14 protein-coding genes are annotated in these 11,393 nt (G+C 60.7%); 7 read left to right on the forward strand and 7 right to left on the reverse strand.

What is annotated here, in order from left to right:
- Entirely contained in the window at positions 1-441 is a 441-nt protein-coding gene (locus ACQZ5G_RS10775; RefSeq protein WP_162691912.1) for a cupin domain-containing protein, read from the reverse strand.
- On the reverse strand, positions 441-1,211 hold the full coding sequence (gene gloB / locus ACQZ5G_RS10780; RefSeq protein ID WP_065656770.1) for a hydroxyacylglutathione hydrolase: 771 nt from the start codon (positions 1,209-1,211) through the stop codon (positions 441-443). The genes ACQZ5G_RS10775 and gloB overlap by 1 nt, the downstream gene beginning before the upstream one ends.
- Positions 1,212-1,317: 106 nt before the next feature.
- Here gloB and ACQZ5G_RS10785 point away from each other — a divergent pair, with 106 nt between their 5' ends.
- From ACQZ5G_RS10785 to ACQZ5G_RS10795, 3 genes are all read left to right on the forward strand, one after another.
- Positions 1,318-2,079: a class I SAM-dependent methyltransferase gene (locus tag ACQZ5G_RS10785; protein WP_003523306.1), complete on the forward strand. Its 762-nt coding sequence runs from the start codon at positions 1,318-1,320 to the stop codon at positions 2,077-2,079.
- An 84-nt stretch (positions 2,080-2,163) separates the two neighbouring features.
- Positions 2,164-3,270 (forward strand): histidinol-phosphate transaminase, encoded by a 1,107-nt coding sequence (gene hisC, locus ACQZ5G_RS10790; RefSeq protein WP_020808958.1) that lies wholly within the window; start codon positions 2,164-2,166, stop codon positions 3,268-3,270.
- Positions 3,270-4,199 (forward strand): prephenate/arogenate dehydrogenase family protein, encoded by a 930-nt coding sequence (locus ACQZ5G_RS10795; protein WP_448737718.1) that lies wholly within the window; start codon positions 3,270-3,272, stop codon positions 4,197-4,199. The genes hisC and ACQZ5G_RS10795 overlap by 1 nt, the downstream gene beginning before the upstream one ends.
- A 75-nt stretch (positions 4,200-4,274) precedes the next feature.
- Here the strand turns inward: ACQZ5G_RS10795 and ACQZ5G_RS10800 are convergent, their stop codons facing one another.
- Positions 4,275-5,276 (reverse strand): DUF2125 domain-containing protein, encoded by a 1,002-nt coding sequence (locus ACQZ5G_RS10800; RefSeq protein ID WP_448737717.1) that lies wholly within the window; start codon positions 5,274-5,276, stop codon positions 4,275-4,277.
- Between the two features lie 49 nt (positions 5,277-5,325).
- Between ACQZ5G_RS10800 and ACQZ5G_RS10805 the strand changes: the two genes are divergently transcribed.
- Complete coding sequence (locus ACQZ5G_RS10805; protein ID WP_137004980.1) at positions 5,326-5,877, forward strand: gamma-glutamylcyclotransferase; 552 nt, start codon at positions 5,326-5,328, stop codon at positions 5,875-5,877.
- Here the strand turns inward: ACQZ5G_RS10805 and ACQZ5G_RS10810 are convergent.
- The 4 genes from ACQZ5G_RS10810 to ftsE all read right to left on the reverse strand — a co-directional run bounded on the left by ACQZ5G_RS10810 (position 5,850) and on the right by ftsE (position 9,267).
- Complete coding sequence (locus ACQZ5G_RS10810; RefSeq protein ID WP_065657055.1) at positions 5,850-6,647, reverse strand: lysophospholipid acyltransferase family protein; 798 nt, start codon at positions 6,645-6,647, stop codon at positions 5,850-5,852. The genes ACQZ5G_RS10805 and ACQZ5G_RS10810 overlap by 28 nt on opposite strands.
- Before the next feature lie 115 nt (positions 6,648-6,762).
- The gene (locus ACQZ5G_RS10815) at positions 6,763-7,479 is read right to left on the reverse strand and encodes a YdcF family protein (RefSeq protein WP_020808963.1); all 717 of its coding nucleotides are present in this window, start codon (positions 7,477-7,479) and stop codon (positions 6,763-6,765) included.
- Between the two features lie 128 nt (positions 7,480-7,607).
- On the reverse strand, positions 7,608-8,615 hold the full coding sequence (locus ACQZ5G_RS10820) for a cell division protein FtsX (protein ID WP_020808964.1): 1,008 nt from the start codon (positions 8,613-8,615) through the stop codon (positions 7,608-7,610).
- A complete protein-coding gene (gene ftsE, locus ACQZ5G_RS10825) occupies positions 8,608-9,267 on the reverse strand; it encodes a cell division ATP-binding protein FtsE (protein ID WP_003497447.1) in 660 nt (219 codons plus the stop codon). The genes ACQZ5G_RS10820 and ftsE overlap by 8 nt, the downstream gene beginning before the upstream one ends.
- A 201-nt stretch (positions 9,268-9,468) precedes the next feature.
- Here ftsE and ACQZ5G_RS10830 point away from each other — a divergent pair, with 201 nt between their 5' ends.
- From ACQZ5G_RS10830 to ACQZ5G_RS10840, 3 genes are all read left to right on the forward strand, one after another.
- A complete protein-coding gene (locus tag ACQZ5G_RS10830) occupies positions 9,469-10,140 on the forward strand; it encodes a DUF3426 domain-containing protein (RefSeq protein WP_137453750.1) in 672 nt (223 codons plus the stop codon).
- 70 nt (positions 10,141-10,210) lie between these two features.
- Entirely contained in the window at positions 10,211-10,753 is a 543-nt protein-coding gene (gene hpt, locus ACQZ5G_RS10835; RefSeq protein WP_003523323.1) for a hypoxanthine phosphoribosyltransferase, read from the forward strand.
- 142 nt (positions 10,754-10,895) lie between these two features.
- Complete coding sequence (locus ACQZ5G_RS10840) at positions 10,896-11,255, forward strand: response regulator (RefSeq protein ID WP_003497441.1); 360 nt, start codon at positions 10,896-10,898, stop codon at positions 11,253-11,255.
- Positions 11,256-11,393: the final 138 nt, after the last annotated feature.

Below are 11,393 nucleotides of genomic sequence, written 5' to 3' on the forward strand. Positions count from 1 at the left end.
TTACGGCGCATCACCCGGCGACCAGCCGGGCTCTGCCATAACGAAGCTCGAAAAGGCAAAGCCCGGCGAGACGGTGCAGCCGACGAGCGTGAAGTCGCCGAGGCTTTCGGCCGATTGCCAGCAATTGGCGGGAACGATGACCTGCGGGCGCTCGCCTTCAAGAATGGCGGGGCCGAGCGTGAAGGTCTGCACTTCCCGGCCGTCCTGCGAAAGATGCAATGCGATCGGCGCGCCAGCATAATAGTGCCAGACCTCCACCGCATCGGTGACCCGGTGCCAGTGCGAGCGGTCGCCCTTTTCCAGGAGATAATAGATCGCCGTCGAATGGCCGCGCTCACCGCCTGCCTTGTCGCGGAACGTCTGGTGGTAAAAACCGCCCTCGGGATGCGGTTCCAGCCCCAGTTCGCGAATGATCGCCTGCGCCGATATATCCGTTCCCATCAGAAATTGTCCTTGCGTGTGCGGATTTCCGCAAAAACATCGGCATCGGTGGCGCTTTCAAGGCCAAGATATTTGCGAATACCGGCATCGGCCACCCGCATATAGGGATTGGTCTGTTTTTCGAGCCCGATGGTGGTGGGAATGGTGAATTCATTCGCCTGCCGCGCCTTCTCGATGTGGGCCGCGCGCTCGCTCAGCACAGCATTTTCCGGATCGACGGTGAGGGCGAAACGGGCATTCGTCAGCGTATATTCATGGCCGAAATAAACCTTGGTCTCATCCGGTAGCGCCATGAGTTTCTGGAAGGAATGCCACATATCCGCCGCCGGACGTTCGAACAGACGGCCGCAGCCCATGGCAAACAGCGTATCGGCGGCAAACAGCAGCCCGTCATCGGGCAGATAATAACAGATATGTCCCGCCGTATGGCCGGGCGTGCCGATGACCTGTACGCGGCGGCCGGCGAATTCGAACTCGTCGCCATCGGCCTGCGAACGGTCGAGACCGGGGATCGCAACCGCTTCGTCGTAGGGGCCGTGAATTTCGCAGCGGAACTTGTCTTTCAGGGCCAGATTGGCTTCCACATGGTCCTGGTGGTGGTGGGTGGTGAAGATATGGGTGAGCTTCCAGCCGTGGCCATCGAGCGCCTGCAGGATAGGTCCTTCTTCCGGTGCGTCTATGGTGGCCGTCGCGCCGCTTTCGGGATCGTGCAGAAGAACCCCGAAATTGTCGCTGCGGCAAAGAAAGACGTCTATTTCCAAAGGTTTCATCTTATCCTCTCCATTTGCCGGCCAAAACCGGCGCATTCGCCCGCCTGACCTTCTATGTAAGGGCAGACGCCTTGAAGTCCAACCGCCTGATGCTACATTCTCGCCCATGAATACCGATATCGTCGATCTGCGCGAATTCTATCATTCTCCGCTTGGCCGCTCGGCCGAGCAGGCGATCACCATGGCGCTTTCGACGCTGTGGCCGCCTTTGCCGGAAGAGCGGCTGGTCGGGCTCGGCTATGCCGTGCCGTTTCTGGAGCGGTTTCGTCGCGATACGGAGCGCACCTTCGCCTTCATGCCGGCGGGGCAGGGGGCGGTGAACTGGCCGGCGGGCGAGCTGTCTTCCACGGCGTTGGTCTTCGACGAGGAATTGCCGCTGCCCGATGCATCGATAGACCGGGTCTTGATGGTGCACGCGCTGGAATTTGCCGAAAATCCGCGCGAAAGCCTGAAGGAACTGTGGCGGGTGCTGGCGCCCGGCGGCCGTCTGGTGATCGTGGTGCCGAACCGGCGCGGCGTCTGGGCGCGCATGGAGCACACGCCCTTCGGTTCCGGAAGGCCCTATTCGCGCGGACAGCTGACGGCGCTTTTGCGCGAAACCAATTTTACGCCGGGCGCTACAGCCGAGGCGCTGTTCTTCCCGCCCACCACCAGCCGACCGATACTGAAATTCCGCCGCTATCTCGAACATACCGGCCGCCGGCTGTGGCCGCTTTTTTCCGGCGTCATCGTGGTGGAAGCCCAGAAGCGTCTCTATCAGGGATTGCCCGTCACGCAGCGCGCCTCGCGTCGCGTTTTTGTGCCCGTGCTGGCCCCGCAGGGGGTGCCCACCACCCGCACTGCCGCAAGCCAAGGAAAGCCGCGCTGACCCTCGACAAAGCGCCCATTCCGGTCTAATGCCTCCGGCATTGCTTTTGCCGGGTTCTCCGGCGCTTTTCCAAAGGTCGATCAAATGAGTGCAGAGCTTAGCCAACCTGTTCCGCGTCCGGGTATTCTGGATATCGCCGCTTATGTTCCGGGCAAGGAACATGTGGACGGCGTCGCGAAGGTTTATAAGCTCTCCTCCAACGAAACGCCGCTTGGGCCGAGCCCGAAGGCGATAGAGGCTTTCGGCACGGCTGCCAGCCATCTGGAAATCTATCCGGACGGTCAGGCGATCGCGCTGCGTCAGGCGATTGCCGACGTGCACGGTCTCAACATCGCGAATATCATGTGCGGCAACGGTTCGGACGAGCTTCTCGGCCTGCTTTGCCACGTTTATCTGGGCGCCGGCGATGAGGCGATCATCACCGAACACGGTTTCCTCGTTTACAAGATCCAGATCATGGGCGCGGGCGCGACCCCGGTGACGGTGAAGGAAAAGGATTGCGCGGTGGATGTGGATGCGATCCTCGCCGCCGTGACGCCGAAGACCAAGATGGTTTTCGTCGCCAATCCGGGCAATCCCACCGGCACCTATGTTCCCGTCGCGGAAATCCGCCGCCTGCAGGCCGGCCTGCCGAAACATGTCGTGCTGGTGCTGGATGCGGCCTATGCCGAATATGTTCGCAAGAATGATTACGAGGCCGGTCTTGAGCTGGTCTCCGGCAACCGCAACGTGGTGATGACGCGAACCTTCTCCAAGGTATACGGCCTTGCCGCCCTGCGCGTCGGCTGGATGTATGGCCCTGCCGCCGTCATCGATGCGCTGAACCGCGTGCGCGGCCCGTTCAACATGAGCGCGCCAGCTATCGCGGCGGGTGCTGCGGCCATCCGCGATCAGGCCTTCGTAGAGAAGGCCGTGGCGCATAACGCGCTGTGGATGGAAAAGCTGGTCACGACCTTTACCGGCCTTGGCCTCACCGTCACGCCTTCGGTCACCAACTTCATCCTCATCCATTTCCCGGATCAGGACGGCAAGCGCGCGGCGGATGCGGACGAGTTCCTGAGCCGCCGCGGTTATATTCTGCGTGCGGTACGTGGTTACGGTTTCCCGAATGCGCTGAGAATGACGGTCGGTTCGGAAGAGGCCAATCTCGGCGTCATCGCGGCCCTCACCGAGTTCATGGGGCAGGCGTGATGGCTGAGATCATGTTCGAACGCATCGCGCTGATCGGCATCGGCCTGATCGGCTCGTCGATTGCCCGCGATGTCAGGGAACTGGGGCTTGCCCGCCATGTGACCATTTCCACCCGCAGCGAAGACACGCTGAAACGGGCGGAAGAACTGGCGCTTGGCACGGATTACACCGTTTCGGCGGGAGACGCGGTAAAGGATGCCGATCTCGTCATCGTCTCGGTGCCGGTCGGCGCGTCAGAAAGTGTGGCGCAACAGATCGCCCCGCATCTGAAGCCGGGCGCCATCGTGACCGATGTCGGCTCCACCAAGGCCTCGGTCATCGCGCAGATGGCGCCGCATATGCCTGACAATGTGCATTTCATTCCCGGCCATCCGCTGGCGGGTACGGAAAAATCCGGCCCGGATGCCGGTTTTGCCGGTCTCTTCCGCGACCGCTGGTGCATTTTCACGCCTTTACCGGGGACCGACGCCGAAGCGCTGGAAAAGCTGAAGGATTTCTGGCGGGCACTCGGTTCGCGCGTGGACGAAATGGATGCCGAACACCACGATAAGGTTCTGGCGATCGTGTCGCATCTGCCGCACATCATCGCTTACAATATCGTCGGCACGGCGGATGATCTGGAGACGGTGACCGAATCGGAAGTCATCAAATATTCCGCCTCCGGTTTCCGCGATTTCACTCGTCTCGCCGCCTCCGATCCCACCATGTGGCGCGATGTCTGCCTGCATAACAAGGATGCGATCCTTGAGATGCTGGCGCGGTTTTCCGAAGACTTGGCATCCCTGCAAAGGGCGATCCGCTGGGGGGAGGGCGACAAGCTGTTCGAACTGTTTTCCCGCACTCGCGCCATTCGCCGCTCTATCGTGCAGGCGGGCCAGGATGTCGACGCACCGGACTTCGGCCGTCACGCGCTGGACCAGAAGAAATAAATCGCAGCGTAAGGCAAAGTGCGGTTCTCTCTTCGTCATGCCGGTCCCCGGGTGACGGCGCGGGATGCAAAAAACTCAGATCGGCGGGATTTTCCCAAGCGGAATAAAGCCGCTGACCGTGGCGCGGCCACGATCCACAACGAGATCGACGGATGCCCGGTCACCGCCGCCGGCGAGCGCGCCGAGCAGCTTGCGGGCCGTATCGATGGTGGATTGCAGCTGCGGGAAGACCTGCTTGGCATTGTCCGACCATGCACCGAGCTTTTCGATTTCCAGCTTGAACTGGCCGGAGAGATAGCCCTCATTGTCGAAGGAGAAGGGGCCGCTGATGCGCATCGTTCGGCCTTCGCCAATATCGGCCACCAGCCGGCGAAGCTCGCCGCTCGCGCCATAAAGGCCCGATCTGTCGCTGCCATCCACCATGCCCGCCTTGCCGGCAAGGGTGACATCGGCAATGGCGTTGAGGCGCGGCAGAAGCTGCGGCCAGTCCTTGATGACGGTTGTGGAGTCGGTGAGCGTGATGGCCCCGTCGAGATCCGCGCCGTTCTGGCGCAGATGCATTTCCGTTTTGACCGCATCGAAATCGATGGTCTGGCCGGTGACGGAAGAAACCGCCTGCGCCTTCAGCCCGTCGATGACGAGCGAGCTGCGGTCGATGCCCTTAAGCTTGGTGACGATGCTGGACTGCATGTTCTGCCAGGCGGCCGAAATCGTCAGGCCATGGGCGGAACGGATTTCCGCGGGCGAATCGAGTTCCCAGACGATGTGGCCGGGATTATAGACCTGCGCTGCCGAGCGAAGTTCGCCGAAGGAAGCGGAAACGCCGTTCTCCTTGTCATCCACCGTCACCTTGGAGCAGAAGAGGCCGATGCGGAAGGGATAACCCTTGAAGGCGATATCGCCGCATTCGCCGCTGACGCTGTGCGCCTGCGAGGGGGCAATGACGTTCAGAACCGTCTGCTTCAGCCTGTCGGCGGCGTAAAACCACCCGGCGGTATAAAGTCCGATGACCACGAGGATGGCGATGGCGAGCCAGAGGAATTTTTTGGCGGTGCCGGATTGGCTTGACGCTGCCATATTGATCTCCGATGAACAGACTTCAGACAATTTCGATTTGGCTTGGGATATGGACGATTTTTGGGTCTTTGGCTACGGTTCGTTGATGTGGAACCCCGGCTTCGCCTTTGAAGAGCGGCAGCAGGCGCGGCTGCACGGGTATCGGCGCTCGCTTTGTATCAGTTCCAACTTTTATAGAGGCACCGAAGAAAAGCCCGGTCTCGTTCTCGGCCTGGAGCGCGGCGGCTCCTGCCTTGGCGTCGCTTTCCGCGTGCGCGGGCAGGACCGCGAACCAGTCATGATCTATCTGCGCGAGCGCGAACTGGTGACGAATGTCTATAAGGAGCGGCTGGTTTCCATCGCGCTTTCCGATGGCAGGCGCAGCAGCGCCGTAACCTATGTGGCCGATCCCGCGCATGAGCAATATATCGGCGGTCTCGGCGTTGCCGAATCGGCGACCATCGTCGCAGCCGCATCGGGCCGATCCGGGCCGAATACGGATTATGTCTTCAACACCGTGCAGCATCTGCAGGAGATGGGCATTCGCGATTCCCTGCTGGAGAGCATCGCCAAAAATGTCGGCGCGCTCGCCGCTCAGCCGGCGGCGGTTTCCTTGCCCTGAAGTTCGGCGATCCGCTTCACGGCGGTCGGCGGCAGCGGCAAATGCGGGTTGTTGCGCACGGTTTCCAGCAGTAACTCGTCGCTCGCCTTTTCCGTTACATCGATCAGGCGCTTGAAAAACACGTCGGGGTCCAGCCCCGGCTCGATGGCCGGCAGGATACGCACCTTGAAATGGCCGGGATAGCGCATGGTGGACCGGCGCGGCCAGAACAGGCCGGGATGCATGGCGACGGGAATGACCGGAACCTGCAGATCGCGGTAAAGCCTTGCGATGCCGTAACGGTATTCGGGCTCGGCGCCCGGCGGGCGGCGTGTGCCTTCGGGATAGATGATGAGTTCGCGACCGGCGGCCATTTCCTCTTTTGCCCGCTCCATCACCTTCAGCATCACCTTGCCGCGTGCGGCGCGGTTGACCGGGATCATGCGCTGTTTCATGGCGTACCAGCCGAACAGCGGAATCCACAAAAGCTCGCGCTTCAGAATATAGACCGGATCGGGAAGATTGGGCAGCAGAGCATAGGTGTCCCAGAAGGACTGGTGCTTGGGTGCGAAGATGCAGCCGGTTTCGGGAATGTTTTCCAGCCCTTCGACCTCGAAGGTGGTGCCGACGATGGTTTTCATCAGCCAGTGGTTGGATCGCGCCCAGTTCTTGGGAATTTCATAGGCGATCTTGCGCGGCAGGATGAAATAGATCGGCGTCAGCACGATCATGCGGACAATCAGGTTGAGATAAAACAGCGTATTGAAAAGAAAAGAGCGCAGCTTGAGCATCAACAGCCTTCCCGGAGCGCAGCCGTTCCGAAGCCTTGGACAGGCCTCGATGCCGGATGCCGATGCCAGACGCCTACACGAAAACAAGGGGCCGCAGCAAGCGCGTTCTCGCCGGTCAGGACGAAGCGGTTGTCGTCTTTATCCGGGAATGATCGGCGGCGGCCTTGCGCAGACCGTCGCCCTTGCCGAAGCCGGTGAGGTCGCGTCCCGCCGCCGCCACGAATTTCAGATATTCGTAAAGCATGGTTCTCACTACATCCGGCTCCACGAACCAGTTGGTGCGGGCGAGATCGGCGCTGATGACGGGATAGGCGATGAATTGCGTCTGCGGGCTGGCGCTGCGCAATTCATGCAGGCTGCGATGCATGTGGTAATTATTGGTGACGACGACGATGGAGGAATAATTGTGGTCGCGTATCCAGCTTGCCGCCTCACTGGCGTTGCCGATCGTGTCTATCGCCTTGTAGCCCATATCCACGCAGCAGGAAAACATGTCCGATGACCCTTGCGTCATCTTGCGGATTTGCGAGCGGGTGGTGGCCGGGTTGACGCCGGAAATCAGAAGCCGCTTGCCCACGCCGTCTCTCAGCAGGCCGACCGCCTGTTCGATGCGCTGATAACCGCCGGTAAGCACGATGATGGCATCGCCTCTCGCCCCCTCCGGCGGACGCATGGAGGCGACGGAATCGGCAAACCACAGAAAACCGCCGGAAAATGCGCCGAGCACAATGACGCAAAGCAGGATGAGGCCGCGAATAAAACGGCGCAGAGGACCGCGCCGCGACAACAGGCCCTTTCTGGCCGGTCGCGCTGTCGTCTGATCCTGGTCCATCCGACTCACAAACATTCCTCCTGAATACTCGCCGATTAAGGCAAGGAACAGGCATTTTTGTCCACCGTCTGCAGGTTACATCCGGCTTGTGACGGTTTCAGTCTTACCGCAGGATTCCGGGGGTGTTCTCACGATGCAAGACCGTCGCTTTTCGATGGATCGGAGCGGACGCGGTCGATATCGTCGATGGTGCGGATGACGGTCACACGCGCCGTGATGGTGGTCAAAAGCGCGATGATGATCATCGTCATGGCAATGCCGAAATAGCCGCCGAGACCGACCGAAAACGAGCCGAAAAGCGCGCTCGCCTGATCGCTCTGCGGCGTGGCGACCGTGCTCGATTGCCAGAAACCGGCGACAAGGAAAACCGCCGCGGCCAGTGCGCTGCCCGCCGCCGCCCCCTTGAGGCTGATCTTCAGGAAGTGCTTCTGGAATTCGCGCGCCACAAAACTGCTTTCCGCGCCCACGAAATGCAGAACCTCGACGATATGCCGGTTGCCGGAAAGCGCGCCGCGCGTCGCGAACACCACCGTCAGCACCATGGCGGTGAAGACGAGGATAAGAACGCCGACGCCGATCATGACGGTGGTTCTGGCCATGGAGACCAGCCTGTCGACCCAGGTGCGGTGGTCGTCCAGAAATGCCTGCGGAATCTCGGCCTTCAGCATATCGCGCATCGCCTGGAAATCGGGCGGATTGTTTTCGTCGATGGTAATGACGACGAGACGTGGCACCGGCAATTCGGAAAGATCGAGACCGCTACCGAGCCAAGGCTCCAAAAGGCGCGATGTCGCCGCATCGTCGAGGATGGTGCCATCCCGCGTGCCGACGAAGGTGAGCGCCAGGTTGCGCGCCTTGGAGAGCGCCGCATCCATGTCCAGCCCGTCCTCGGGCTTGATCTGGATGGTGATCTCACGGGAAATCTGGCTCTGCCAGGTGGCGGCGGTGGCGCGCACCATGGAGACGGCGCCGAGTGTCAGGCAGGCGAGAAAGGCCATGATGGCGATGACCACCATCAGCGCATTGCCCTGAATATTGGAGGGCGGCAGAATCGGCGCCATCGGGCGGATGCGCATGGGCGGGCGCTTCGGCTGCGCCGCTTCCGGCTTCAATTGTTTGCGGTTGATCTCATTCATAGATGTCGAGCCGCCCTTCGGTCAGGATCATCCGGCGCGCATCGATCTGGTCCATCAGGCCGAAATCATGGGTGGCGATGACGACGGCCGTGCCCAGCCGGTTGAGTTCCAGGAAAAGGTTGAGAAGGCGCTTGGCCATCGGCGGATCGACGTTGCCGGTCGGCTCGTCGGCAAGCAGTATTTCGGGCTGGTCCATCAAGGCGCGGGCAATGGCGGCGCGCTGCTTTTCCCCGCCGGAAAGAATGGCCGGCAGCACATTGATGCGCTCGCCGAGCCCGACCCATTTCAGCAGCTCGATCACATCGTTGCGATAGGCGCTCTCTTCCTTGCCGCGCACCCGCAGCGGCAGGGCGACGTTCTCATAGGTCGTCAGATGATCGAGCAGCCGGAAATCCTGAAACACGATACCGACGCGGCGGCGCAGCATCGGTAACTCGCTGCGCGGAATGCGCGATACATCGCGGTTGAACATGCGGATATTGCCGCGAGTCGGCTGCAGCGACATTAAAAGCAGGCGGAGCAACGTCGTCTTGCCGGCGCCCGATGGGCCGGTCAGAAACTGGAACGAACCTTTGGGGATATCGAAGGTCATGTCCCTCAGGATCTCGGGTCCCATGCCGTAACGCAACCCGACATTTTCGAAATGGATCAACGGACTTCCAGTCTCTTCGTTTCGTGGTGGTTCGCAAGCCGCTGGCGCGTGGGGTTCGGATGTCGGGGTTTAACCCGGATCCGGCAGCCTGTGCGAGCCGTTTTTGCGAAGCATTAACCAATTAAATTTAAAACTTGGCAGGATTCGTTGCAATGCCCAGTTTTGCGGGCCGGAAAACCTCACCCAAGGAATTCTATGGCTATGTTCCGTTCATCTCGCCGGCAAGCGGCATTCGATTTCGACCTCCTGATGCCGGAAACGCCGGTGCGCCGCACGGCGCGGGCGGCAAATCCCGACCGCGATGTGGTAGACGCTGAATTTGTCACCATCAAGGAAAACCGTTCGCGGCAACCCGGAAACGACAATCGTGGTGCTGCGCGCCGGCAGGCGGCCAAACCACCCGTCACCATCGGTGTGCTTGGCCTTGCCTTCATCGGCTGGCTGGACCGCAGATTGTCCCGTCTTTCGGCTGATGCCTATTCGGCGCTGGTGGCGGGGCTCGCGATTTTCGTCTTCGTCTGCTCGGGCGGTCTTTCGGTGGTCGTGCCGGAAAAGCCGGCTGTTGCCGCTTCGGTGAACCCGCTCGCCATTTCCCATGTCACCGTGACCCCGATGGAGGCGGACGGCATGGATACTCTGCTCATCAACGGCATTGTCGAAAACAATGGCGGCAATCTCGAAGAGGTGCCGGCTCTCCGCGCCGATCTCTTCGCCGCCAAGGGACAGCTGGTGGCCAGCATGGTCATCGAACCGCCGGTGAAAGAGATGCAGCCCGGTTTCAGCCACGGTTTTTCTGCAAAGTTGCGCCATCCCGGTGGAAAAACGCCTGAGATCAAGCTTTCCTTCGTTGAGGCGGGTGCGTCCGAACGCTGACTGTGCTAACGCGTGGTCTTCGTATTTTTACTGAAAGGTAAAATCGGCAAGGCGCAGCACAGGAGTAAGAATGCCCGTCGTCCGTGGAAAAAACATCGAGCCGCTTTATACCGCCGGGCAGATCGCCGAGCGCAATCGCGACATGGCCAAGCACATCGCCAGCGGCCCGACCAAGGATTTGCTGGTCATTGCCGTGCTCAAGGGATCGTTCATTTTCGCGGCCGATCTTATCCGCGCGCTGCATGACAGCGGCCTTGCCCCTGAAGTTGAGTTCATCACGCTGTCGAGCTATGGCGCCGGCACGGTTTCGCAGGGAGTGCGGATCGTCAAGGATATCGACAGCGACGTGAAGGACCGCGATGTCCTCTTGATCGACGATATTCTCGAATCCGGCCGCACGCTGCGTTTTGCCAAGGAACTGCTTTACGAGCGTGGCGCCCGCAACGTCACCATCGCCGTGCTGCTCGACAAGAAGGTCAAGCGCAAGGAAGATCTGGAGGCCGATTATGTCGGTTTCGAATGTCCGGATTATTTCGTCGTGGGTTACGGCATGGATGTCGCTTATGCCTTCCGCGAACTGCCCTTTGTCGGCGTCGTGACCGGCGACGCCTGAGCTTTTTCGCCGTGCCGGAACGGCACAGCGCGGAGACGCCTCATTAACCATTCACCCAGCGAAGGGCTGGGTGTTTACCTCTTGAAAAGAGGAGCCTGCGATGTTGCTCACGGCTGGAAATGATGCCCAGGAGCAATGAGTAATGGCGAAGATTCTGATTACCGAAGACGAGGATGCATTGCGGGCTTTCGTCGCTCGCGCGCTGCGTCTCGACGGTCACGAGACCCATGAGGCGGCGGATGGCGAGCAGGGGCTGGAAAAGCTTCAGGAAACCAGTTTCGATCTTCTTCTTTCGGATATCCGCATGCCGGTCATGGATGGCATCGAGCTGGCGCACCGCGCCGCCGAACGCTTCCCGGCCATGCGCATCTTGCTGATGACGGGTTATGCCGAGCAGCGCGAACGGGCTGACGATCTGGCGGAGAAGATCGTGGACGTGGTTTCCAAACCCTTTGCGCTTCCGGATATCCGCAAGGCTGTGGCGCGCGCGCTTGCGGCCTGAGCGATAACGTTACACAGATTTGAGAAAGGCGGCCCCTTGGGTCGCCTTTTTTGTTGCGTAGTTGTCAACTCTCTCCTCCGTCATGCTCGGGCCGGTCCCGAGCATCTGCGACGTATCGGTTTCATGGGAGGTTGGCAG

The sequence above is a fragment of the Agrobacterium sp. 22-214-1 genome (assembly GCF_053522465.1).